Raw genomic sequence first — 23,058 nt, 5'->3', positions numbered from 1 at the left:
GGGCGCTTGAGTTTTTGGTTGCCAAGATAATATTAATTAATCCCTAAGCAAGGCAGACACTTGGCCTGGGAACTTCTGGTCGCCACTCGATCTCGATAAGACTTCACTAGCCTGCCTGGCATTGAAAGCAGGCATCCATCGTCTTGCGAGGTGTTGAGTATGCCTTTAGTCGTGATTACCGGAGCGGGCGCGGGCGTGGGACGGGCCACGGTGGAGGAGTTCGCCAGGGCGGGCTACGACGTGGGGCTGCTGTCCCGGGATCCGCAGCGCCTCGAGCAGGCTGCGCAAGCTGCCCGGGCCCTGGGCGTTGCCGCGCTGCCGGTACCGACCGACGTGGCGGACGCCGAAGCGGTAGAGGCGGCCGCCGAGCTGATCGAAACTCAGCTCGGCCCTATCGACGTCTGGGTGAACGTCGCCATGGCGACGGTCTTCGCGCCGGTATCCGCCCTGACCGCGCAAGAGGTCGAGCGGGGGACGCAGGTGACCTATCTGGGCCAGGTCAACGGCATGATGACGGCGCTCAAGCGCATGCGGAGCCGTAATCGCGGGGTGATCGTCAACGTGGGCTCGGCCCTGGCCTATAGATCGGTCCCCTTGCAAGCCGTCTATTGTGGGGCGAAGGCCGCCATCCGGGGATTCACCGACTCCTTGCGTTCGGAAATCCTGCATGACAAGTTGAACGTCCACCTCACCATGATCGACTTGCCGGCGGTCAATACGCCGCAATTCGATTGGGCACGGAACAAGATGGGGCACAAGGCCCGCCCCGTCGCCCCGGTGTTTCAGCCGGAAGTGGCGGCCCGGGCGATACGCTTCGCCGCCGAGCATAGAAGACGCAATGTCTGGCTCGGCTTTCCGACCATCAAGGCGATTCTGGGAAATCGCCTCGTGCCGGGTCTCATCGACCGTTATCTGGCGCGCACGGGCTATTCGGGGCAACTGACCGCTGAGCCCCTCACCACGGAAGCCTCCGGCAACCTGTTCGAGCCCGTTCCCGGTGAGTTTACCGCCCATGGCCGTTTCGACCAGGAGGCCAAGCCCAGGAGTCTGCAACTCTTCACCGATCGCCACCGCTCCACCTGCTGGGCCCTTGCGGGTGCGGTGGCGCTGCTCGGTGTGCGTCAGCTGCTGAAGCGGCGCTAACGTCCAGTCGGATAGATGGCTATCGAGACGGGGCATAAGGAGATGAAAAGGATAGGGGCGTAGAGATAGGGGTTAGCTGAGAGCCTGTTCAAAATCTCGCGAGCTAGAGCCAAACAAGGCGAAAACGCCTGAGGAAGCGGATCGGACTCGCGCTCGAGTTTACGAGTGGTAAATGAGCATTCCGACGGGGCTGGCCTTCCAGGGCGTTTTCAACGCAGTTTGGCCGACGCGCAGCAGATTATGAACAGGCTCTGATCTCGTATTCAGGTGGTGCTACCGGCCGGCGAGCAGGTAGCGATGCGATCCTCGACTTTAGTCATGCAGGTGGCCCCGATGATCAAAGAACACTACGACGTCGTCGTGATCGGCTCCGGCCCCGGCGGTAGCAGCCTGGCCTGGAAGCTGGCGCAAACCGGAAAAAGCGTGCTGGTGATCGAGCGTGGCGATTACCTCAAGCGCGAACGGGAAAACTGGGACACCGACGAGGTGTTCGCCAAGGGCCGCTATCAGGCGGAGGAAACCTGGACCTCTTCGGCGGGCGACACCTTCCGGCCCGGCCTGCATTATTTCGTCGGTGGCAATTCCAAGGTCTATGGCGCCGCCTTGTTTCGGCTGCGCGAAGAAGACTTCTTCGCGGTGCAGCATGCCGACGGCCTCTCGCCGGAATGGCCGCTCAAGTACGACGTCTTCGAGCCCTACTACCAGGCCGCCGAGGAGCTGTACGAGGTCAGGGGCCAGCGCGGCGAAGACCCCACCGAACCCACCGCGTCCGGTCCCTACAAGCACCGGCCGATTAAGCACGAGCCGCGCATTCAGCAACTGGCGGACGATTGGGCGCGCGAAGGGCTCCAGCCGTTCCATCTGCCCATCGGCGGGCTGATCGATCAGGACGAAGCCGGCGCGGCGACCCCGCACTCCAGGCTCTTGCGCTGCGATCCCTTCGACGGCTACCCCAGCCTCACCAATGGCAAGGCCGACGCCCAGATCATCTGCCTCGATCCCGCGCTGCAGCAGTGGCCCAATCTCCAACTGCTGAGAAACGCCTATGTCAGCCGGTTGCTGACCAACGCCGCCGGCAACTCAATCGCCGGTGTCGAGACCCTGATCGAAGGGCGCACCCATATCATCCGCGGCGACCTCGTCGTGGTCGCCTGTGGCGCGCTGTCGTCGGCCCTGCTGTTCCTGCGCTCAGCCAATGAGCGGCATCCCAACGGGCTGGCCAATGGGTCCGGGCAGGTGGGGCGCAACTACATGCGCCACCATAATTCGACGGTGCTGGCCATCTCGCGCAGCCCCAACCCGACCGAATTCCAAAAGACCCTAGGGCTCAACGATTTCTACCATGGGCACGCGAAGTCCCCGCGCAATCCCCATGACTTTCCGCTGGGGCACATCCAGATGGTCGGCAAGTCCGATGGCCGACAAATCCAGACCGAGGGCCTGCCCAGTTTTCTGCACTGGCTGCCGGATCAGCCGTTCGAATGGATCGCCCGGCACTCCATCGATTTCTGGCTGACCTCGGAAGACCTGCCACGCCCGGAGAACCGGATTTTCTATCGCGATGGCCAGGTCCATCTGGATGTGCAGACGGCCCATACAGATGCCCATCTGGCGCTGCGTGACATGCTGCGCCAGATTTGCGACAAGGCCGATATCCATCCGCATCTCATGGATCGGCGGCTCTATCTGGGCAAGGACACGCCGATCAGCGGCACGGCGCACCAGGCGGGAACCCTGAAATTCGGCGAAGACCCCAGGGCCACGGTGCTCGATCTCGATTGCCGCACCCATGAGGTCGACAACCTGTACGTGACGGACGCCAGCTTCTTTCCCTCGGTAGGCGCGGTGAACCCCACCCTGACCATCATCGCCAACTCACTGCGGGTGGCCGATGCGATCATCGCGCGCCTGGGCTAGCGGGCTCAGGCGTCAGCCGGGGTGAAGAGCGCCGCTTCGGCGTTTCCGCAGCCGTACCCTTCGCGGCCAAGGCCCGGCCGAGTGGTTCCAGCCGTCCTGGGCGATCAGCCCCAGCGGCGGCCAGGAAACGTTAAAAAACCTACGGCCAGATCGCTCAGGACGAATCCCACAGGTGAGCGCGGGGTGACCCAGGCGTTAGAGCGCTCGGCCCCGCGTAGGCCCGTCGCCAGCCCCAATCCCGCGCCCACCGCGGCATGGCGGCGGATCAGCGCAGCGTCGGAACGCTTCGGTCAGTCATCGAGTCCGACTGAAAAATAGCCATTGGGGAGCCTCCAGCCGTATGCAAGCCCTTCGAAGCCAGCTGGCGGCCCTGGACCCGCCCATCAAGCACGAACTCGAATCCCAGGGTGACAACCTGGTGATCACCTTGATCGATCCAGCGCGCCCGGCCCGGGTCACCCGCACCCTCAGCCAGAGCCTGGTGCGCAACACCTCGCTGCTCTACGAGGTGATCCGCGATGCCATCAACCAATTGCGTGCTCTGGGCTGCCATCCCGCCGTTACCGATCAGGACATCTATCCGGATGATCGCCCGCGGCCGAGCGGTGGTGCGGACCCTGGCAAAACCTGAAGGGCGCAGCGGTCCGCATGGACGGGAGGACGCTCCAGCAATGCTCAGCTCCCCACCGCTTGGCGGCCACGGATCATTCCGAGTCTCAACGAACAAGAGCCACAGCGCGATGAACGCTCATCAGCAAATCCAAACCCTGATTCACCGACAGAAACTGCTGGCCGACTTCGGCGACTTCGCCCTGCGCTGCGAAGACCTGGACGAGATCCTCACCCGCGCCTGCCAACTGGTGGGCGATGCCCTCGGTACCGATCTGTCCAAGGTGCTGGAGATCGAGCGCGGCGCGCATCAGGCGCTGGTGCGCGCCGGCGTCGGCTGGAGGCCCGGCGTGGTCGGCGAGGCCAAGATCTCTCTCGGTGAGCGCTCCTCCGAGGCCTATTCGATCAAGGTCAGCCGGCCCGTCATCACCCCGGACATCCGCCAGGAGGAGCGCTTCGACCTGCCCGAGTTTCTCCGCGAGCATGGCGTCGTCGCCCTGGTCAACGTGCCCATCTTCCTGCCCGGCGGCCAGGCCTACGGCCTGCTGCAGGTCGATGCCCGCGAGCCACGGGACTTCGGCGAGGAGGACGTGGAATTCCTGCGGACCTACGCCACCATCCTCGGCCCGGTCATCGACCGGCTGCTCAAGACCAGTGATCTCAATGACGCCTTGCAGGCCAATAACCGGCTGATGCAGGAAATGCAGCACCGCATCAAGAACCATATCGCCATCATCGCCGGCCTGGTCTGGCTGAGATCCCGGGCGGCCCAGTCAGATGAAGCGCGCCAGGAACTCCAGGGCATAGGCGCGCGCATCGATGCCCTGCGCCTGGTCCATGAGCAGCTTTATGTCGCCGATACCGCCAGGCAACTGCGCCTGCGACCCTTCGTCATGCAACTGCTGGAGAACCTCTGCCACCTGCATCAGGAGCACTCCGGCCCGGTACGGCTGCAGATCGCCATCGCCGACGTCGACCTGGACCCGGATACCGCCGTGCCCCTGGGCATGATCCTCACCGAATTCGCCTCCAATAGCCTCAAGTACGCCTTCGACGGCCAGGGCGGATCGCTGGCGGTGGATATCGAAACCGCTAGCGAGGGCGCCTGGACCGTGCGCATCAGGGACGACGGCAAGGGCTTGCCCTTACAGGCACCCGCGACTCGACCGGGCTCGGGCACCGGCATGAAGCTGATCGAGGGCCTGGCCGCGCAGATCCGTGGTCAGGCGCAGTGGTCACGCGCCGGCCAGCACGGCACCGAGTTGCGGCTGAGCTTCAAGGTCAAGCAGTAGCGGGCTAGGACTCTTCCGCCACGGCCGGCGTCACCGCCGAACCCGCCAGCAGCCCGCCATCCAGATTCAACTCGCTACCGGTCATGTAGGTCGCCTCGTCGGATGCCAGCAGCAGCGCCAGGGCGGCCACCTCTTCGGGCCGGCCGAAGCGCCGCAGCGGTGTATCCCGCACCAGGGCCGCCATGCGTGCCTCGCGATCCGGGCCGTCGCCCAGCATGGGCTCCCACATCGGCGTGAGGACGGCGGCGGGGTGGATCGAATTGCAGCGAATGGCCAGGCCCTGCTCCGCGCAATAGAGCGCCACCGTCTTGCTGTGGTTGCGTACCGCGGCCTTGGACGCGGCATAGGCTGCCGCGCCGGGGATACCCACCAGTCCCGAGCGCGACGAAATATTGATGATGGACCCGGCCCCCGCGGGACGCATAGCACGGATGCCGTACTTGCAGCCAAGGAAGACGCCATCGAGATTGGTGTGATGCACCGCCTGCCAGTCGGCCAGGCGGGCGTGTTCCGGGTCGTGAGCCACCACGCCCTGCTCGAAGCCGGTGATCCCGGCATTGTTCACCAGCACATCCAGCCGACTCCGCTCGGCGAGGATCTGCTGCGTCACCTGCTGCCACTGGTCTTCGTCACGCACATCCAGGTGTAGATAGCGCGCCCTGTCGCCCAGGTCGGCCGCGACGGCGTGGCCCAAGGCGTCGTTCAGGTCGGTGACATAGACGAAGGCGCCTTCCGCCACGAAGGCCTGGGCGATGGCGGCGCCTAAGCCCTGGGCCGCGCCGGTGACGAGCGCGGTCTTGCCGAGCAACCGATTGGCCATGGTGGAGTCCTCCAGCGGGGGATGGGACCCCAAGGGTAACCCACGCCCGCTGGGCGCCGATCACGCCTTGGCGCTGACTCCGCTGCTACTGTCGCCGGCCTTTTTCAGCGCCTCGGTGTAGGCGGCATAGGCACTCATCAAGGCCTCACTGGCGGCCGCCACATTGGCCTGGGCCGCTTCCCGCGCGGCCTGGCTGGCTTCCTGGGCCTCCTTGCTCGTGCCCTTGCTCTGGGCTTCCACGGCACGCAACTGCTTCTGCGCCAACTCCAGTTGCCGCTTGGCCATGTCGATGGCCTTCTGCAGCGTATCCAGGGTGCTGTTCCCGGTGCTGCCTTTCTCGTTGCCGCTGGCTGCAGCATCGGCCTTGGCCTTGATCCCATCGAGCGGATTGGGCTTGCCGATGCCCTTGGGCTGCTTGGCTTGCGCGGCCTGGGCAGCCGCTAGGTCCTCGTCCTTGGGCTTGGTCGCGCCACTCAGCTTGAGGGTGACGGGATGCAGGATGCCGCTGCCGATACCTTTCACCGATCCTAGGCCGGACATGGCGAACTCCATCTTCAAAGGGTAGGCAAGGTTAGCGGCGGCTTGGGGGAAAGATTGAGGCTGCCATCTCGGGCTGCCAGGCGTGATGTCGACCGCCCTGTCCCTCGTTGCACACAGGCCAGCCATGAAGCGGAACCCTCAGGCCGGGCTCGCGCGCCAGCGCTGTCCCGATGCCGCCCAAGCTCCGTTCATCCAGCCCCTAGTCGCGCTTCCCCGATACCCTTGGTGCAACCAGCGCGGCCGGGTCGAACGGCTCGCCCACACTCATCGCCTGGGTGGTGACCCTGTACTCCGAGTCGGCGCCGGGGAGCTGCTCCAGCACGATGAAACCCCGATTGGGCCGATGGTCGTTCAGCGGCTCGGCCGTGAAGCCCCATTTCGTTCCCGCCGACCAGACGCACTGGTGCAGGCCATTCGGCTTGACCCATTCATCACATGGCTGCCCGGCCACCGTCCGTGGGGTCGGTCCCTGGAAATCGCCCAGTGCGGCCGGCTCACTCTTTTCCACCGGTATACGGCTCAAGGCGTCCGGCGCTGCGGCCTCTTCGGTCTTTTCACCCGTCGCCAGATCCACCCGCTGGTAAGAGCTGTCGGTGGTGGTTTCCTGGGTGCCGGTGGTCTCCAGGCGGAACAGGCAGGTACCGCCAGGGCCGTCGTTGGCGACCCTCCAACTCGTCTCGCGAACCACCTCGATATCCCGCGCGAACCACAGCTCATAGCGGGTAGTGCCGAGCAAGGCGACGTCCTGGTCGGCCAGCGCGCGGCTTTGCAATCCCCCCGCCTGGCAGTCGCGCAGGGCCGCCAGATAGTTCGCCCGCGCCTCGTTGACGCCCTGGTAGGTCAGTTCCACGCTCTGGCGAACATGGATCGGCGGCATCGAACTGCGGGTGTCTTCCGTGCTGTCGGCCTGAGCGTCCGCCCAGGCCATCCCGATGTTGGTCAGCAGCAACATCATCATGGCGGCGCGGGAGGTATGCATGGGGGCCTGTCCTGGTAGCGGGTTACGACTGGGGTAAGGGCAGCAGCGTTGCTGTGACGAGCGGTGCGCGGAAGTTGAGAAGCTCGTCGTCAGTAAGCTAATGCCTGAAGCGGCCGGCGCAATAGCTCAAAAGGGCTAGTGCCTGTTCCCGAAACTCGTGCGAGCAGTGGCGGGGGATTGTCGGCGCTTCGATTGAAACCAGGCGCCGCGAACGGCCTATTGGGTAATAGCGGCGTGGTTGAAAAGGCCGCTCTGGCTCAGTTGATGACATTGCCCGCCGTGTCCTGGGTTGGGGCGGCGGTGTGCTGGCTGCCGCTCTGGGCCACGCTGATGCGGGAGGCATCACCTGTGACATAGACCGTCACTCCAAGGTTTTCACCCTGACGCGAATGAAGGTTTGGTCTGTCGTCATTAGGGATTATCTGTCAACTAAAGGATGATCATTTCGCTGGTTTAATTTTTGAGTTAATGGTTTCTAATAGCCGATCCGGTGTTCAATGGATGGTTTGTGATAAGTTTTATTAGGTTCGATAGGTTGCATTTATCCGTGAATGTTAAAAGATGTGCTGCCTGCTATTAAAACCAGCTGGGCAAGATGTTGTACAATATCTATATCAAAAGCAAGCTGCTCAGCTTCAGGCGTAAAGGGTAATAGCAGTTCAACATTGCCATCTCGTGAGTCTGATTTCATATGAACGATTTTGCAGCGGATATCATATATTCTATCGGCTACGTCATTCCTAATATCAAGATTTGGGTTTGCAAGGGGGATTTTATGATAGGTGGATGACTTGGCTTTGCTAAAAAAGAACTCCTTTCTATCAGGATCGCTTTCCATGAAAAATCGTAAACCATCAGAGTCTGAACATTCCATAAGGGTTGCCCTTAGTTGCGACCTCTCATCTCCGAAAGCTCCGCTGCGACTGACGTGTATGGCTGCCAAAAGGCGTGCAATATCCGTGTCACGATCGCCGCGAAATGTAGGGTCTTTTAATATGGTTTTTAACTTTCGTTGAGCTTCGGATTGAGAATAAATTGGAAAATAAAACTCAATAACTTGATAGAATGCTAAAAACTGGAGCAGAGGCATGCCCGTAGCGCTTCTTCCATACCAGTATAGAGAAAGTGGTGCGTTTTCGAATTGTGTTTTTGGGTATTGCAACTCGATTATTTGATTTTTTCTTGTTCTTTGTCTTCGCGCATTGAGTAGGCGGCGTCGCTCTTTTTCGATACCCATTGGGATGTCGGTAGTGAGGTCAATTTGAAAAAGGATCGCGCCTGCTATTTTTTTGAGTAGCGAGAGTGCGGAGTCATATGTGGAAATATGGCAATTTTTAAGTTTTAATGTCAGCCGAAAGCGATTCGGCGCTTTTGATAATATATTGAAAGTCGATGATGCGCGACTTATTTCAATATGAGGTAGTCCTTCTTGTTCGGCTGGTATAATTATTTTGGCTGACTCTATATCTAGCTGATTATTTTGATTGTAATGACCAAACAATCGCCGATATACGTAACTCATTGGTGCGCTGGTGGCGGATATTGGTCTGATTGCTGCCTCTATAGTTCCTTCGGTGTATGAGCAAATGGCTTCGAAATCTGATAAATATGTAAATTTTTCGAATGGAATATCAAGTAATTGATAAATGCTTTCGCCTGACCAAAGAGCTAGCCAACGAGTATTTCTACCACATTTCATCCCGATCTTGAGCTTTGGCTCTTCATCAAGGACGGGGATATCTTCGAGTGCGATTCCTGCTGCCGCACAACGCTCTGCAAGAAGTTTCTTTGCAATAGCAAACTCTTCAGGAGGAGTTGTGTTTTCAGTATCCTCTTCATAAAAAACATTGTCTATGTCTGTCATTAGTGTTCTCCAAAAAGGCTACTGTAATTTTGGTCAAGACCAATAGGCACGTGTTCAGGTTTAAACGGTTCGTGAGTTGTATATTTTGCGCACTTGTGATTTTTCTTGTTTGGTAGGCCTTGGTAAGACACGAATCTACGTAAGTGGCTGCCTTTAGTTTTGTGCGATTTTTTGGATTAATGAGGGTATTTCCTGATGGCTTTCATACCAAATAATCGTAACGCCTAGTTCTTTCATTAGCTCTTCATTTAGTGTGTGGTGCTGGTATAAAAATTTTTCAGCTGACCTTAGATTCTGTACCACTTGGACTCGGTCTTCGTCTTTTTCACTGAAGCAAAAGTCATCCGATGATAGGCGTTTCATGAAGGCGAAGTGTTTACTGTTTTCTAGGTTTTTAGAAGAAATATCAAGTAGTCTTCTTAGATTGGGGTCTGTCATAGATAGTCCAATCATCAGGCAATTATTTTCTCTAAAGGTGTTGAGTTGGACCAGGTTAGACCAGTGATATGGCTCTGAATAAAGATAGTGATAACCTTCCTCTGAAAAAACTAATGTAGAGCCATCCAAGTCTTGATAGCTAGCTTGGTCTTCAGGTAAGAATCCATGTGCATGATAAATTGGAAGGTCATCTGGGTCGTAGCTTGAGCCCTCAGTGTAAATGGATCTAAACTGAATTGATGACTTCAGGAGCTGTCTTTCGATTAAGTCGTCGAAATTATAAGTTATTATTGATCTTATCTTTGCACCTGTACGTCTAGGTGAACACATTTTGGCTAATGATTGTATTAGAGGTGAGTCAATGAGGAGGTTCTTATTTCTGAGTTTGTATAGGCTTTCTGTAACTGCACTAGTAAAGCCTTTTGCATCTCTTCCATTCTCAGAAAGCCCCCTGCGTAGGTATCTTGCAGCCATAAGGGCGGAAGGTTCACTAACTCTATTTAGTCTTTCTACTAAAGCTTTGATGTCGTCATCAGAAGTTGCAGTGTCGCCGTCAAATTCATGCGTCATATACCTAACAAATAGAGAATTTATTAGAGTATTCCAATTAGGCATCCCGGCGCTACTGGAGACCCCTGCGCCTATTATCAGCGAAAAATGACCTCTCTTATACAAGGTTGATATTTTTTCTAAAATTTCCTCTCGCTCAAGCCTCCAGTCGTTAGGCTGGTTCTTTAATGCATCATCTAGTCTTAGCGAAAACAAGTTGCTTGATATTTCTTCAGCTAATTGAGCGTTGTTTTCTATTATCACATTCAGTTCTATTGGTCCCCAAATGTGCACCCTGAATGGCCATCTTTCTGAGTCTAATATTTTGCGATATCTTTCAAAAAATATAGGGGGGATAGGTTTTGCTGTAATTATGATTAGATGCTTTACTTTAAATTTGTCGTCGGTTTTTTCTGCGAATTTAAATAGGAGGTCAATATATTTTTTGAATTGCACATCGTTGAGGTTTAGTTTTATCTCTATTAGCGTTGGGCCATCGAAGCAGTCAAAGCCTTGGGGGGCGATGGCATCCCCAAATTTTATTGTGTTTTTTCTGTCAAGGTATTCATACTGTTTCCCTTGGTTTTCCACATGGTTTCTTAATAAGTGCTGAACCAGGGTTTCAAAGGAGTAATAGCTTTTAAGGCCGTTATCGCCTATTAGTGATAAGTACTTTTCTACTAACATTTTTGTCCAGTTTTAGGTTTAGGTTTAGGTTTAGGTTTAGGTTTAGGTTTAGGTTTAGGTTTAGGTTTAGGTTTTGCAAGACAATTTTTTAATCAAAATTTAAGTATTAAAGTGATTCGAAGCTACTCGCAATAATTACTTTTCATCAGCATTTCTCCATTCTACGTACTCATCGTTAAATCGCTGTTTCGCCCCCTTCCTATATTTCCGGTACTCAATCGAACTCTTGCGATGATTCCCACAGACGCTGCCGTAATCAATCCGGTTATCTTGCACCTCCAAAGTAGCCAAGTACGAGCCATTACCGTCCCATTTAGAGACCATATGGCTTTCGGTGAAGGACGGCGAGGATGAGGTACGCATGGGAGCTAGCTCCCGATCCGCCTTGTATTGGGCGAGATAAGCCGCAGAAACCATTCCCAGGCGTGCGGTAGCAGGCTCTTGCGCATGAGGCGGAGCGCCATAGCGGCAGCGCAGTACCTCTTCCCCCATCACGTTGCCCTTCTTGAGGCAGGCATCCAGGGATTGCGAGGCGGCTAGGGCTTGGCGGAGTGCTGGTGCGGGGAGGGCAGTGCTTAGGGGCGGTGTTGGGGCTTGGGCTTCTGAAACATCGAGCGGCTGCTCGGCAACAGGGGACGGATGCAGCCAGCGCTGCACCCATGGCCAGTTGAGCAGCAGGGTAGAGTGCCTTGCGGCGGCGGTAGTCGGGAACTACGTCGAGTTCGGCAATAAGCGCAGATCGGTAATCTTGCGCGGTCTTGCCGTGGTGGTCTTTGGCGGGCATGACGGCCTCCTGGCCGGGCCGGAGCGAAAGATCGTTCCAGCCACATCCTTGTGATGGATTTCACGTTAGGTGGCAGGCGGGAGAGCGTCAAGGCTGGCGAAGTGCCGGAGTCGAGCCGGTTTTTGCAGTTAAGTCCGACAATTTTGTGAGAGGTAGGGCTGAAACCCAGAATTGGCGGGGCTTCGGCTCAAGGCGAGAGAGGTGATAGCACCAAATCAGGCGCGTGCTGGAGTCGACGAGCTGTCACCACCACCATCCAGGCGGTCGCGTTATGCGGGGCTTGATCCCCTGACTTTAAGAGGTGCGGGCTAGCGGTATCGTCCCGCCTAACCCTTTTCATGAGCCCTACGCAGCATGCTTATTCACTACTTAGCTCGGGATGGGCGTCCGCGGCAGCCCAACAAACCAATCCAACGCTCTATCCCACAGCGGCTCCGCGCTGGCGCGGAAATAGCCCATATGGCCGATGGCGCCGCCGTGCTGACGGGGGTCGAGGTCTTCGCGTTGCAGCTCGGTGTTGCGATAGGCCTGCATGAAGGCATCGCGCGATTGCGGGGTGGCCCAGAGGTCGTCCAGGGCGTTGACCGCGACGATGGGGGTACGCACCGCGGCGAAGCCGATTTCGATGCCACGCATGGCTGGGTCGTCGAAGAAGTAGTGGGGCAGGCTGCACCAGTGGCGCCACTGGCGATAGACGTCGCGCGGCAGGTCTTCGCCCAGGCCCAGGGCGCTCCAGGGGCAGTAGCCTTTCCACCAGGTGAGCACCGGCAGCACCAGTTTCCACATGGCCAGCACCTTGAGGCGCTCCAGCGGGGGCATGTAGCCGTACCAGCCGGCGCTGGTGCCAAAGACATAGAAGCCGGCCACCTTGGCGTGGTTGGGCAAGAGGCCGAAGGCATGGCCGCCATAGGAGTGGCCGACCAGGTAGAGCGGGACGTCGCCCTGGGCCATGGCGTCCACGGCGGCGGCGAGGTCCTGGTGCGCCCAGTCCAGCAGGTCCATGCGAAAGCCCTTGAGCGAGGCCGGCGCCGAGCGGCCGATGCCGCGGTAGTCGAAGGTCAGGGTCTCGAAGCCGCGGGCCGCGGCGTGCTGGGCGAAGCGGCGATAGAAGCCCTGGGGTACGGCGGTGGCACCGGCGACGATCAGCCGGCCCTGGAGTGGGCCCTGGGCGGGATAGCGCCGGGTGCCCAGGCGATAGCCGTCGGCGGTGATCAGCTCTTGATCGAGCGCGTCGCTGGGCATGGGGTGGTCCCTATGACAGTTGTTATAATGCCTGGACGGTAGGTTATGACAGCTGTCATAGCAAGGAGAATGGATGACCGAGCAGTCGAAGGTGCGGGAACGGGTAGTGGTGGCGGCCTCGGCCATGCTGGCGCAACACGGCCTCAATGCCACCAGCATCCGCGAGACCATCAAGCGCGCCGAGGCGCCGCTGGGGTCCACTTATCACCACTTTCCCGGCGGCAGGCACCAGTTGGTGGTGGAGGCGGTGGAGCTGGCCGGGGCGCGGGTCAGCCGTGACCTGGAGCAGCAGTTGCAGGCCGGGGCGCTGGCGGGTATCCAGGGCTTTTTGCGGCTGTGGCGCGACATCCTGCTGGATTCGGATTTTCGCGTCGGCTGCCCGGTGATGGCGGTGGCGGTGGAAGAACCGGTGGACGAGATCGCCCAGCGCGAGCTGGATACGGCAGCGGCCATCTATCGCCGCTGGGAGGGGCTTTTGCAGAGGGCGCTGGTGGAGCACGGCCATTCGGTGGAAGCGGCCACGGGGTTGGCGACCTTGCTGGTGGCGGCGGTGCAGGGCGTGATCCCGCTGTGCCGCGCCCAGCGCAGCATCGAACCCTTCGACCGGGTGGCCGAGCGTCTGGTGGCGCTGGTCTGAGGGGAACGCCGGCGGGGCCGTTGGACTCCACCAAGGGCGTCCCTTGCACCGGAGTCTTTCATGAGCCGCGAACCCGCCGATGACCGCCAGACCCCTCAGGATTACGACGAATACGGCGATGTGCCCGACTCGGCGGATACCACCACCACCGAAGAGCGCGAGGATCAGGACGATAGTCCCTTGAGCCCTAAGCGCTAGCGGCCCGCCGGGGCCTGGCGCCTGGATACGGGCGCCTTCATCCGCCCTCTCGACGATGGAGCGCAGCCCTCACCCCAACCCTCTCCCAAAGGGAGAGGGGGCCGATCCGTACCGGAGGGAGCTCCTGGTGTTTGATGGGTATTCAGGTGGAAAACGCGTTGCGGTTTTCCACTCTAGACGGCTCTGAAGGAAGCCCTCACCCCAACCCTCTCCCAGAGGGTGAGGGAGTTGATCGGTACCGGAGGGGGCTCCTGGTGTTTGATGGGTATTCAGGTGGAAAACGCTTTGCGGTTTTCTACTCTGCACAGCTCTGAAGGAAGCCCTCACCCCAATCCTCTCCCAGAGGGAGAGGGGGTCGATCCGTACCGGAGGGAGTTCCTGGTGTTTGATGGGTATTCAGGTAGAAAACGCTTTGCGGTTTTCCACTCTAGACGGCTCTGAAGGAAGCCCTCACCCCAACCCTCTCCCAGAGGGAGAGGGGGTTGATCGGTACCGGATGAGTGCTTGGCGTTCGATCGGTACTCATGAGGAAAACGCTTCGTGGTTGTGCTACCTACACGGCTGCGCCGCGTGGATGAGGCTGCGCTGTCGTCCGCCCTGCCGAGCGGCTCCCTCTCCCAGGGGGAGAGGGCTGGGGTGAGGGCGCCAAGGAGCCGGGCACAGGCGTTCTGTACGGCTGGATAGCGAATCGGCTGTAGCTGGCCGTAAAGGCCTGGCGGCGGGGACAATCGGGTCTTTGCCCCCAGGAGTCCCAACCATGTCCCTCGCTTTCCATCAGGTCGATGTCTTCGCCCAGCGCCCCCTGGAGGGCAATGCCCTGGCGGTGGTCTGTGGCGCCGATCATCTTTCCACCGAGCAGATGGCGGCGTTGGCGCGCTGGACCAATCTGTCGGAGACCACCTTCCTGCTCGAGCCGACCGATCCGGCGGCGGATTACCGGGTGCGCATCTTCACTCCGCAGCGCGAACTGCCCTTCGCGGGCCATCCGACCCTGGGCAGTTGCCATGTCTGGCTGCGCGAAGGCGGGCGGCCGCGCGGAGGCGAGGTGATCCAGGAGTGCGACGCCGGGCTGGTGCCGATCCGCGCGGCCGGTGAGGAATTGGCCTTCGCCGCGCCGCCCTTGCTGCGTGGCGGACCGGTGGAGCCCGAGGTGCTGGCGCGCATCGCCCGCGGGACGGGGCTGGCACCTGAGCGCATCCAGGCTAGCCAGTGGGCCGACAACGGTCCCGGCTGGGTGGCGGTGCTGCTGGAGCGTCGAGAGGAGTTGCTGGCGATCCGCCCGGATTACCAGGCGCTGGAGGGGCTCAACGTGGGCCTGGTGGCACCCTGGACCGGTCCGGAGGCCGAGGCGCAATTCGAGGTGCGGGCGTTGATGGGCGAAGAATTCGCCGAAGATCCGGTCACCGGCAGCCTCAACGCCAGCCTGGCGCAGTGGCTGATCCCGGCGGGTCTGGCGCCCGAGCGCTACCTGGCGAGCCAGGGTACGGTCTTGGGCCGCCGCGGGCGGGTGCGGGTAGCCCGGATCGATGGCCGCATCTGGGTGGGTGGCGCGGTGCAGGACTGCATCCGCGGCACGCTGGAGCTGTAAAGGCGGACGCTCCGTTGAGCGTCCGCCGCTCCCTCACAGCCCGACCGAACGCCCCTTGAAGCCGGCGGCATCGAAGTAGCGGGTGTCGCCCACGGTCTGGGTCTTCAGCTCGGTGACCAGGCCGTCGGCTGCGGGTGCCGAGCTCTGCTCCTGGTGGCTGGCCTTGACCGGCTTGCCGCCTACGAGGCTTTCGCCTATCACCCGGCCGACCAGTTGGCCCTTGGTCGGGATCTGCAGGTGCAGCAGGTGCGCCAGGGTCTGGCCGACGTCGGCGTTGCTGACCGGGCTCAGGTCGACGAAGCCCTTGCGGAAGTCCGGGCCGATGGCCGCCATGAAGTTGTGGGTATCGCCGCGGCTGAAGCTGCCGTGCATGCCCTGGCCCTGTTGCAGACCGGTGTCGGCCACTTCCACGGCGCAGACGTCGGGCTTGGCGCAACCGGTGTCATAGGAGCGGAAGTTGACCACGATGGCCGGGTAGGGGGTGAGCGCCGAGCCCTTGAGGTTGATGGCCGACAAGGGCAGGGTGCCGGGTATCTTGCCCAGGTCGTCGTCGACGAACAGACCGCTGACGTAGTCCTGCTTGAGCAGCGCCGCGACTACCTTGGGCGCCAGCGCCTTGGCATCGGCCTGGGGCAGGTAGACCAGGTCCGAGCCGCCATTGGCCGCCACCACCACCTCGGGCTTGGCCGGATCGGGGCCGATCAGGCCATTGGCCTTGCTCGGGTGCTGGCCCTGGCTCTTGTCCACCGCGGCGCCCTTGGCGTCCGGGTCGAGCAGCGGCAGGTGCAGGGCGTCGGCCAGGTCCAGGGCGAGGAAGCCCGGAGGCAGCAGGCCCTTGGGCACGTCGGCGTAGCTGGCCTGGGCCGCCGGACTGGTCTTGCTCTCCTTGGAGATGGTGGAGAAGCCGTGGTCGGCGCTGACGAAGATGTCGGTGTTGCCGTCCAGCCCCAGTTCCTTGAGGCGCGCGCGCAGGGCGCCGAGGTTGGCGTCGACGTTGCGGATGGCGGCCAGGCTGGTGGGGCCGTTGATGCCGGGGGTGACCTTGCCCAGGCTGTCGCCCTGGTTGTGCTGGGTGCCGTCCGGATCGCGCGACCAGAACACCAGCACGAAGGGTTTGCCGCTCTCCTTGAAGCGCGGCAGCAGCACCTGGTTGGTGACGTCGAGGAAGTAGCGCTGCTGTTCGACGTTGGCGCTCAGGGTGCCCGGTGTGGTGGCGTTGCCGGCCTTGCCGTTGGCGCCCCGGCTCGGGGCTTCCAAGGGCAGCCCGGCCTGTTTCAGGGCGTCCTGCATCGCGGCGCTCAGGGGAATGCCGGTGGGGTGGCCGGTGGAGTCGTCGACGATCACGGTCTTCTCGCCGTCGCGGGCGGTCACGTCCTGGATGGCGACTGGGCCGAGCTTACCCACGGCGGCGGTGGAGAGCCCGGCCTGGCGCGCGGCGGCCAGCAGGGTTTCCTCGTCCAGGTAGTTGCCGGCGAAGTGTTCGTCGACGTCGCCCAGCACCTCGTCGTTCTCCAGGAAGGGCGTGACGCTGTTGTTGGCGCCCGGCACCGGGAAACCGGTGTAGAGGGTGTTACCGAAATCCCCGGTATCGCCCAGGTAATGCCCGGTGGCCATGGCCGAGGCGTTGGGGGTGGTGAAGGTGGGGAAGAGCGAATGGCTGTTCTGGAAGTTCACCCCGTCGCGGCGCAATTGGGCCAGGTTCGGCGCGGTCTGCTCATCGACGATGCCGGCACGTAGGCCGTCGGGGATGAACAGGATGACGTTGCGCGCCGGGGCGGCGGCCATGGCGGCGGAGCTGGCGAGGAGGGAGAGGCAGCAGGCGCGGGCGAGGAGTGTGAGGCGGAACGCCATGGAAAGATCCCTGGAAGTGAAAGATGAGCGGGGAGATGTAACAAGAGATTGCTGCATTTTTGTGATGCACGGGAGGCTGCAGGGCCCCGGCATCCTTTGTGCAGCACCTGCGCCTCTTTCCAAGGAGCATCCCATGGCCCACGCCTTCGACAGCACTGCCCGCACCGTCGCCACCCCGCGCGACCTGGACACCCCCGCCATCCGCCAGGCGCGCATCGATCTCGCCGCCTGCTTTCGCATGGCCGCCCGGCTCGGCCTGGGCGAGGGGATCTGCAATCACTTTTCCTTCGTGGTGCCGGGGCATGACGATCTCTTTCTGGTCAATCCCTACGGCCTGGCCTTCGCCGAGGTGACGGCCTCGTCACTGCTGATCTGCGATTTCACCGGCGGCGTGGTGGCCGGTGCGGGCGCGCCCGAGGCCACCGCCTTCTACATCCATGCCCAGTTGCACCGGCTCAATCCCCAGGCGCGGGCGGCCTTTCATACCCATATGCCCAATGCCACGGCGCTGTGCCTGCTGGAGGGCGAGCCCTTCGTCTGGGCCGGGCAGACCGCGCTGAAGTTCCATGACCGCCTGAGCGTGGACGAGGACTACAACGGCTTGGCGCTGGACTACGCCGAAGGCGAGCGCATCGCCCGGGCCGCCGGAGACGCTGCTGTGGTGCTGCTGAAGAATCATGGTCCGCTGGTGCTCGGCCCGAGCATCGCCGAGGCCTGGGACGATCTCTACTACCTGGAGCGCGCCGCCGAGGTGCAGCTCAAGGCCATGGCCAGCGGGCGGCCGCTCAAGCCGGTGGCGCCGGCCATCGCCCAGGCCGCCTGCCAGCAGATGCTGCAGGGCAACGCCGAGAGCGCCCGCTTGCACCTGGAAAGCGTGAAGCGTCAGTTGCTGCGGCTGGAGCCGGATTATCTGGACTAAGGGCGGTAAGCGTCAGCCGCCACTCAGGCGCATCTGACGTTCGCGGCGTGGTGTGGCTGCCGCGCGGGGCGTCTCGCCAGCATCGGCGAGCAGGGCCGTGGTATCGACCGGCTGGGCGTTGAGGTCGGCGATCAGGCGCTCGCGCAGTTGATGCTTGATCTCGCGTCCCACGGTGAGCTGCGCGTGATTGTCCAGCGCCAGAAAGCCCTGGAGCAGGATGTCGATGGAGAGAGAGGGGGTATCCGCGCCCAGCGGGCAGACGTCGTAGGCGAGCGGCAAGGCGGTGGCGGACGGCAGCCTGGTGATCATGGGATGTCCCTCCTGGACGAGAAGACCATGATGCCAAAGCCTGCCGGCCAGGCCGCACTGGCAAAACGGCGAGCCGTGGACTGCTGCGCATTTTATTTCGGCAAAAAAAAGCCCGGGTCCTACCCAGGCTCAAACGCAGAGTCAGCTTCTACGATGCCTTGCGGCACGGATCTCAGAGTGCCACCTCTTTGCTTACGACCGCCTTAACGGATCTGGGCCGCCAACAGGGCCATGCCGGCGATCACGGTGAAGATCAGCAGGAGGTGAGTCCGGGAACGCTTGTCCATGGGCTGCTCGGTCAGGACGAAAGAGTTAGAGCCTGATGATAGCAAAAAGACATCATTCGGATTGCCTCAGGAGGGCGCGCCCTGGCGCTCTCCGAGCATCAGGTGAATGCGACGTTCGAGGGTATCCAGGGCGAAGGGTTTGATGAGCACGCCCATGCCCGCGTCGAGGTCGCCGTCACCGATGACGTTGCTTTCGGCATAACCGGTGATGAACAGCACCGGCAGCGTCGGTCGCCCGCTGCGCAAGGCATCGGCCAGTTGGCGACCGTTGAGGGCGCCGGGCAGGCCGACGTCGGTGACCAGCAGGTCCAGCGGGGTATCGGCCTGCAGCAGGCTCAGGGCCGTGGTGCCATCGGCCGCCTCCAGCACCCGATAGCCTTGGGCGGTCATGACCTCGACCACCAGGGCGCGGATGGTGGGTTCGTCGTCGACCACGAGGATGGTCTCGCCCTGGCCCGGTAGATTGGGTTCCAGCTCGGGATGGACCGGCGGATGGGCCAAGCTCAGGAGGTAATGGCGCGGCAGATAGAGGTGGACCCAGGTGCCCTGGTCGGGCGCCGATTCGATGCGGATCCCGCCGCCGGATTGCAGCACGAAGCCGTGCACCATGGACAGGCCCAGGCCGGTACCCTGGCCCAGGGGCTTGGTGGTGAAGAAGGGATCGAACACCCGCGCGAGCACCTCTTCGCTCATGCCGCTGCCGGTATCCCCCACGCTCAGGCGGACGTAGTCGCCTGCGACCAGGGCGTACTGCCGGGCGCGGGCTTCGTCGAGGGTCTCGTTGGCCAGGACGATGCGGATACGCCCGCCCTCGGGCATGGCGTCGCGGGCGTTGAGGCAGAGGTTGAGCAGGGCGTTTTCCAGCTGCGAGGCGTCGATGTGGGTCAGCCAGAGCTGCGGATTGGCCTCGTGCTCCAGGACGATCTGCGGACCTATGCTGCGCTGGATGAGATCTTCGAGCCCGACCACCAGTTGTTCCAGCGCCACCGGTTGCGGATCGAGGGTCTGCCGACGCGAGAAGGCCAGCAGCCGGTGGGTCAGGGCGGCGGCGCGCTGAGCGGCGCTGCGGGCGGTGCCGGTATAGCGATCCAGGTCCTGCAGGCGGCCCTGGCGCAAACGCAGTTCGAGCATCTCCAGGGAGCCGAGGATGCCGGTCAGCAGGTTGTTGAAGTCGTGGGCGATGCCACCGGTGAGCTGGCCGACGGCTTCCATCTTCTGCGATTGCCGCAGGGCCTCTTCCATGAGCCGGACGCGTTCCTGCTCGTTGAAGCGCTCGGTCACGTCGTAGGCGAACTCATAGGCGCCGATGCAGCGGCCCTCAGCATCGTACAACGGGGTGAGTTGCAGCTCGTAATGGCGTCGCGTCGGCGCCTCGCTTACCGAGATGATCTCGCGCAAGGTCTCACCGGCGAAGGCGCGGCGCCATAACGGCACGATGACCTCGTACAGATCGGGTCGTCGCTTGAGGTTCTCCAGCAGGGAGCCGCCGATAGAGGGGCGGACCTCCAGCGCGCGTTCGAGGATATCGGCCCCGGACTCGTTGATCGCCAGCCAGCGGAAATCGAAGTCCACTACCTGGACCAGGGCCGTGGCACCGTTCACCACGTTGGCCAGGATCCGGTTGGCGGCCAACGCGGACTGCACCCGCTCCTCAAGGGTCTCGTTGAGCTGGCGCAGGGCTGCCTCGGCGCGCTTGCGCGCGGTGATGTCCTGGAACAACACGGCAACCTGGCGTCGGCTGGCCGGCTCGATGCGAAAGGCGGTCAGCTCCAGGTAGCGCCCGGTGGCCACCAATTCCTGCTCGAAGCGAATGGATTCGCCGGTGCGCAGCACCTGGCCGTAGCGGTCGAGCCAGGCCTGGGCCTCGTCGCCGACCACGTCGCGTAGCTTCTTGCCCACGATGTTGGGAATACCGGCATGGGCGGTATAGGCCGGATTGGCCTCGACATGAATGTAGTCGCTCAACGGTCCATGGGGGCCGTCGAGGAATTCGATGATGCAAAAGCCCTCGTCCATGGCGTTGAACAGGAACTGGTAGCGCTCGCTGGCCAGGATGGCCGTGCCTTCCACCGGCGCATTACGGGCGTCGAGCTGCTGACGAAGCTGGCTGTCGCTCTGTTCCAGCTGCGCGATACGCGCCATCAGGGCGGGGATGTCTGCTGAGGACACAGGGGGCTCGGGATGGACAAGGTGAGGCGACGGCTTCGCTTCAGGAACCGCATTAGACGTCTTGCAACGAAAAAGTGCCAGGCAGGTCACGGAAGCGGCCTTGCACTGCTTTACATCTGAAAACCGGCGAGCTGATCGCGCTGCTGCAAGATGTCAAACCTCTTCGCCTGTGGTGGATTGACAGCTATCCAGACCACTCATACGATGTCATATGAATATCCGGTAACAGCTTTCCAACGACCCCGGTTCACACCGGCCATAACAACAAGTCAGGAAGCCTATTCGATGACTATCCAGGTCACTCCCGGGGCGGAATCCGCCCCGCGGTCGCAGGTCCCGCCCGTCACCGCCACCCAACAGGCCTCACGCTTCACTCGCTATCGCTGGTTGATTTGCGCGCTGCTGTTCATCGCCATCGGCATCAACTACATCGACCGCCAGATGATCGGTATCTTGAAGCCCACGCTGCAGGCGGATCTGGGCTGGTCGGAAACCGATTACGCCAAGATCGTGTTCTGGTTCCAGTGCGCCTATGCCATCGGCTTCCTCACCTTCGGTCGCATCATCGACAAGGTGGGGGTGCGCATTGGCTATGCCCTGGCCTTCACCATCTGGACCATCGCCAGCATCGGCCACGGCATCGCCCATACCGTCACCCATTTCGTGCTGGTGCGCTTCACCCTCGGCTTCGGCGAGTCCGGCAGCTTTCCGGCCAGCCTCAAGGCGGTATCGGAATGGTTTCCACAGAAGGAGCGTGCCCAGGCCACCGGGATCTTCAATGCCGGTACCGCCATGGGGCCTATCATCACACCTTTGCTGGTGCCGGCCATCACCCTGGCCTGGGGCTGGCGGGCGGCCTTCATCTCCATCGGCATCGTCACCGCGCTGTGGCTGATCGCCTGGCTGCTGCTCTATCGCCGCCCCCACGAGCACCCCAAGGTCAGCCGTGAAGAACTGGCCTATATCCAGTCCGACGATGGCTCGCCGGTCTCGGCCACGCCGGCTACCGCGGTGAAGATCTCCTGGTTCAAGCTGCTCACCTTCCGCGAGACCTGGGCCTATGCCGCCGGCAAGTTCCTCACCGATCCGATCTGGTGGCTGTACCTGTTCTGGCTGCCGGACTTCCTCGGCAAGACCTACGGCCTGAACCTGAAGTCCTTCGGCCCGCCGCTGATCGCCATCTATATCCTCGCCGACATCGGCTCGGTACTGGGCGGCTGGGGTTCCTCCAAGCAGATGAAGCTCGGCCGCAACGCCAACCTGGCGCGCAAGACCACCATGCTGCTTTGCGCCCTGGCGGTCGTTCCCATCGTCACCGCCCAGTTCGTCTCCAGCCTCTGGCTGGTGGTGGGCATCATCGGTCTCGCCGCCGCCGCCCACCAGGCGTGGTCGGCCAACCTGATGACCCTGCCGTCGGATCTCTTCCCCAAGGAAGCCGTGGCCTCGGTGATCGGCATCGGCGGTACCGCCGGCGCCATCGGCGGCATGCTGATGACCACCTACAACGGCTACATCCTGGAGATCTTCAAGTCCTACCAGCCGATCTTCATCGTGGCCGGCAGCGCCTACCTGGTGGCCATCCTGGTGATCCATTTCCTCACGCCGCGCCTCAAGCCGGTACCGCTGGAGCGGATCTCGGCGGGTTGAGTCGCCGCCGCTGACCACAAAGCCGCGGGGTGCTGCCACGCGGCTTTTTTCATTCCGTACGCGCGGCCAGCCACTTGCCCAGCAGGGCATCCAGCTGTTGCTGCTCGTCCGCGCTGAGGGTGGCCAGGGCGCGGCGCTCGTTGTCGACGTGGGCGCTCATCAGGCCATCGATGAGCGCGAAGCCCGCCGCGGTGAGGGCGACCAGGGTGCTGCGGCGGTCGTCGGGGTTCTTCTGGCGTTCGATCAGGCCGGCGCGCTCCAGGCGGTCGAGGCGATTGGTCATGCCGCCCGAGGAAATCATGGCCGATTCGTAGAGTACCGTCGGACTCAGCGCATAGGGCTCGCCGGCCCGGCGGAGGGTGGCCAGCACATCGAATTCGCCATAGTGCAGCCGGTGCTCGTCGAAGAACGGCTGCAGCACGTCGCGGCTGAGGATCTGGGCCATCTCGCCGAGGCGACCGACCAGGCGCATGGGTAGGGCGTCCAGATCGGGGCGCTCACGGCGCCATTGGTCCACGGCGAATTCGGCGCGATCGGGCATCGGATTACCTCGGTAATATATCTTGATGTTAAGATACTTCTCATCAAG

At 61.6% G+C, this 23,058-nt stretch carries 20 protein-coding genes; 9 read left to right on the top strand and 11 right to left on the bottom strand.

Features of this window, described 5'->3' with window-relative positions:
• The first annotated feature begins 153 nt into the window (after nt 1-153).
• The 4 genes from FAZ11_RS11580 to FAZ11_RS11565 all read left to right on the top strand — a co-directional run bounded on the left by FAZ11_RS11580 (nt 154) and on the right by FAZ11_RS11565 (nt 4,961).
• Nucleotides 154-1,143, top strand: a complete 990-nt coding sequence (locus FAZ11_RS11580; protein ID WP_204957078.1) for an SDR family oxidoreductase — start codon at nt 154-156, stop codon at nt 1,141-1,143.
• Between the two features lie 333 nt (nt 1,144-1,476).
• On the top strand, nt 1,477-3,060 hold the full coding sequence (locus FAZ11_RS11575) for an FAD-dependent oxidoreductase (protein WP_137279101.1): 1,584 nt from the start codon (nt 1,477-1,479) through the stop codon (nt 3,058-3,060).
• 340 nt (nt 3,061-3,400) lie between these two features.
• The gene (locus FAZ11_RS11570; protein ID WP_058760735.1) at nt 3,401-3,691 is read left to right on the top strand and encodes a hypothetical protein; all 291 of its coding nucleotides are present in this window, start codon (nt 3,401-3,403) and stop codon (nt 3,689-3,691) included.
• A 109-nt stretch (nt 3,692-3,800) separates the two neighbouring features.
• On the top strand, nt 3,801-4,961 hold the full coding sequence (locus FAZ11_RS11565; RefSeq protein WP_058772366.1) for a sensor histidine kinase: 1,161 nt from the start codon (nt 3,801-3,803) through the stop codon (nt 4,959-4,961).
• A 4-nt stretch (nt 4,962-4,965) separates the two neighbouring features.
• Here the strand turns inward: FAZ11_RS11565 and FAZ11_RS11560 are convergent, their stop codons facing one another.
• The 7 genes from FAZ11_RS11560 to FAZ11_RS11530 all read right to left on the bottom strand — a co-directional run bounded on the left by FAZ11_RS11560 (nt 4,966) and on the right by FAZ11_RS11530 (nt 12,864).
• Entirely contained in the window at nt 4,966-5,781 is an 816-nt protein-coding gene (locus tag FAZ11_RS11560; protein WP_137279100.1) for an SDR family oxidoreductase, read from the bottom strand.
• A gap of 60 nt (nt 5,782-5,841) precedes the next feature.
• Complete coding sequence (locus tag FAZ11_RS11555; protein WP_137279099.1) at nt 5,842-6,321, bottom strand: hypothetical protein; 480 nt, start codon at nt 6,319-6,321, stop codon at nt 5,842-5,844.
• 199 nt (nt 6,322-6,520) lie between these two features.
• Complete coding sequence (locus FAZ11_RS11550; protein ID WP_137279098.1) at nt 6,521-7,300, bottom strand: hypothetical protein; 780 nt, start codon at nt 7,298-7,300, stop codon at nt 6,521-6,523.
• Between the two features lie 541 nt (nt 7,301-7,841).
• Nucleotides 7,842-9,164, bottom strand: a complete 1,323-nt coding sequence (locus FAZ11_RS11545; RefSeq protein ID WP_137279097.1) for a hypothetical protein — start codon at nt 9,162-9,164, stop codon at nt 7,842-7,844.
• Nucleotides 9,165-9,317: 153 nt separating this feature from the next.
• Nucleotides 9,318-10,838 (bottom strand): SIR2 family protein, encoded by a 1,521-nt coding sequence (locus FAZ11_RS11540; protein WP_137279096.1) that lies wholly within the window; start codon nt 10,836-10,838, stop codon nt 9,318-9,320.
• 135 nt (nt 10,839-10,973) lie between these two features.
• Nucleotides 10,974-11,495 carry a hypothetical protein gene (locus FAZ11_RS11535; protein ID WP_137279095.1) on the bottom strand — a complete coding sequence of 174 codons (522 nt, stop codon included), beginning with the start codon at nt 11,493-11,495 and terminating at the stop codon, nt 10,974-10,976.
• Between the two features lie 496 nt (nt 11,496-11,991).
• Complete coding sequence (locus FAZ11_RS11530) at nt 11,992-12,864, bottom strand: alpha/beta hydrolase family protein (RefSeq protein ID WP_137279094.1); 873 nt, start codon at nt 12,862-12,864, stop codon at nt 11,992-11,994.
• Between the two features lie 73 nt (nt 12,865-12,937).
• On the opposite strand from FAZ11_RS11530, the gene FAZ11_RS11525 reads away from it, so the two are divergent.
• The 3 genes from FAZ11_RS11525 to FAZ11_RS11520 all read left to right on the top strand — a co-directional run bounded on the left by FAZ11_RS11525 (nt 12,938) and on the right by FAZ11_RS11520 (nt 15,287).
• Nucleotides 12,938-13,501 (top strand): TetR/AcrR family transcriptional regulator, encoded by a 564-nt coding sequence (locus FAZ11_RS11525; protein ID WP_137279093.1) that lies wholly within the window; start codon nt 12,938-12,940, stop codon nt 13,499-13,501.
• Between the two features lie 60 nt (nt 13,502-13,561).
• Nucleotides 13,562-13,699 carry a hypothetical protein gene (locus FAZ11_RS24765; protein WP_167497012.1) on the top strand — a complete coding sequence of 46 codons (138 nt, stop codon included), beginning with the start codon at nt 13,562-13,564 and terminating at the stop codon, nt 13,697-13,699.
• A 757-nt stretch (nt 13,700-14,456) separates the two neighbouring features.
• Nucleotides 14,457-15,287, top strand: coding sequence for a PhzF family phenazine biosynthesis protein (locus FAZ11_RS11520; protein WP_058789139.1), 831 nt, complete (start codon nt 14,457-14,459; stop codon nt 15,285-15,287).
• Between the two features lie 33 nt (nt 15,288-15,320).
• Here the strand turns inward: FAZ11_RS11520 and FAZ11_RS11515 are convergent, their stop codons facing one another.
• Complete coding sequence (locus tag FAZ11_RS11515) at nt 15,321-17,138, bottom strand: alkaline phosphatase family protein (protein WP_137279092.1); 1,818 nt, start codon at nt 17,136-17,138, stop codon at nt 15,321-15,323.
• A gap of 133 nt (nt 17,139-17,271) precedes the next feature.
• Between FAZ11_RS11515 and FAZ11_RS11510 the strand changes: the two genes are divergently transcribed.
• Nucleotides 17,272-18,057 carry an aldolase gene (locus FAZ11_RS11510; RefSeq protein WP_058779470.1) on the top strand — a complete coding sequence of 262 codons (786 nt, stop codon included), beginning with the start codon at nt 17,272-17,274 and terminating at the stop codon, nt 18,055-18,057.
• Between the two features lie 12 nt (nt 18,058-18,069).
• Here the strand turns inward: FAZ11_RS11510 and FAZ11_RS11505 are convergent, their stop codons facing one another.
• Both FAZ11_RS11505 and FAZ11_RS11500 read right to left on the bottom strand, forming a co-directional pair.
• Nucleotides 18,070-18,366 (bottom strand): hypothetical protein, encoded by a 297-nt coding sequence (locus FAZ11_RS11505; protein WP_058779469.1) that lies wholly within the window; start codon nt 18,364-18,366, stop codon nt 18,070-18,072.
• Between the two features lie 353 nt (nt 18,367-18,719).
• The gene (locus FAZ11_RS11500) at nt 18,720-20,822 is read right to left on the bottom strand and encodes a PAS domain-containing protein (protein WP_058785984.1); all 2,103 of its coding nucleotides are present in this window, start codon (nt 20,820-20,822) and stop codon (nt 18,720-18,722) included.
• Nucleotides 20,823-21,107: 285 nt separating this feature from the next.
• Between FAZ11_RS11500 and FAZ11_RS11495 the strand changes: the two genes are divergently transcribed.
• Entirely contained in the window at nt 21,108-22,469 is a 1,362-nt protein-coding gene (locus FAZ11_RS11495) for an MFS transporter (protein ID WP_058767348.1), read from the top strand.
• 49 nt (nt 22,470-22,518) lie between these two features.
• Here FAZ11_RS11495 and FAZ11_RS11490 read toward each other — a convergent pair whose 3' ends face one another.
• Nucleotides 22,519-23,010 (bottom strand): MarR family winged helix-turn-helix transcriptional regulator, encoded by a 492-nt coding sequence (locus FAZ11_RS11490; RefSeq protein WP_193557130.1) that lies wholly within the window; start codon nt 23,008-23,010, stop codon nt 22,519-22,521.
• Nucleotides 23,011-23,058: the final 48 nt, after the last annotated feature.

Source organism: Pseudomonas rhizoryzae, assembly GCF_005250615.1.
In the GTDB taxonomy this organism is placed as follows: Bacteria; Pseudomonadota; Gammaproteobacteria; order Pseudomonadales; family Pseudomonadaceae; genus Chryseomonas; species Chryseomonas rhizoryzae.
This window is presented reverse-complemented; position numbering and strand designations above follow the sequence as displayed.

What these genes read in the sequence shown, in the direction of transcription:
- FAZ11_RS11575 (WP_137279101.1), top strand. Translation starts at nt 1,477, where the DNA reads ATGATCAAAGAACACTACGACGTCGTCGTGATCGGCTCCGGCCCCGGC.
- FAZ11_RS11570 (WP_058760735.1), top strand. Translation starts at nt 3,401, where the DNA reads ATGCAAGCCCTTCGAAGCCAGCTGGCGGCCCTGGACCCGCCCATCAAG.
- FAZ11_RS11565 (WP_058772366.1), top strand. Translation starts at nt 3,801, where the DNA reads ATGAACGCTCATCAGCAAATCCAAACCCTGATTCACCGACAGAAACTG.
- FAZ11_RS11560 (WP_137279100.1), bottom strand. Translation starts at nt 5,781, where the DNA reads ATGGCCAATCGGTTGCTCGGCAAGACCGCGCTCGTCACCGGCGCGGCC.
- FAZ11_RS11555 (WP_137279099.1), bottom strand. Translation starts at nt 6,321, where the DNA reads ATGTCCGGCCTAGGATCGGTGAAAGGTATCGGCAGCGGCATCCTGCAT.
- FAZ11_RS11550 (WP_137279098.1), bottom strand. Translation starts at nt 7,300, where the DNA reads ATGCATACCTCCCGCGCCGCCATGATGATGTTGCTGCTGACCAACATC.
- FAZ11_RS11545 (WP_137279097.1), bottom strand. Translation starts at nt 9,164, where the DNA reads ATGACAGACATAGACAATGTTTTTTATGAAGAGGATACTGAAAACACA.
- FAZ11_RS11540 (WP_137279096.1), bottom strand. Translation starts at nt 10,838, where the DNA reads ATGTTAGTAGAAAAGTACTTATCACTAATAGGCGATAACGGCCTTAAA.
- FAZ11_RS11530 (WP_137279094.1), bottom strand. Translation starts at nt 12,864, where the DNA reads ATGCCCAGCGACGCGCTCGATCAAGAGCTGATCACCGCCGACGGCTAT.
- FAZ11_RS11525 (WP_137279093.1), top strand. Translation starts at nt 12,938, where the DNA reads ATGACCGAGCAGTCGAAGGTGCGGGAACGGGTAGTGGTGGCGGCCTCG.
- FAZ11_RS24765 (WP_167497012.1), top strand. Translation starts at nt 13,562, where the DNA reads ATGAGCCGCGAACCCGCCGATGACCGCCAGACCCCTCAGGATTACGAC.
- FAZ11_RS11520 (WP_058789139.1), top strand. Translation starts at nt 14,457, where the DNA reads ATGTCCCTCGCTTTCCATCAGGTCGATGTCTTCGCCCAGCGCCCCCTG.
- FAZ11_RS11515 (WP_137279092.1), bottom strand. Translation starts at nt 17,138, where the DNA reads ATGGCGTTCCGCCTCACACTCCTCGCCCGCGCCTGCTGCCTCTCCCTC.
- FAZ11_RS11510 (WP_058779470.1), top strand. Translation starts at nt 17,272, where the DNA reads ATGGCCCACGCCTTCGACAGCACTGCCCGCACCGTCGCCACCCCGCGC.
- FAZ11_RS11505 (WP_058779469.1), bottom strand. Translation starts at nt 18,366, where the DNA reads ATGATCACCAGGCTGCCGTCCGCCACCGCCTTGCCGCTCGCCTACGAC.
- FAZ11_RS11495 (WP_058767348.1), top strand. Translation starts at nt 21,108, where the DNA reads ATGACTATCCAGGTCACTCCCGGGGCGGAATCCGCCCCGCGGTCGCAG.
- FAZ11_RS11490 (WP_193557130.1), bottom strand. Translation starts at nt 23,010, where the DNA reads ATGCCCGATCGCGCCGAATTCGCCGTGGACCAATGGCGCCGTGAGCGC.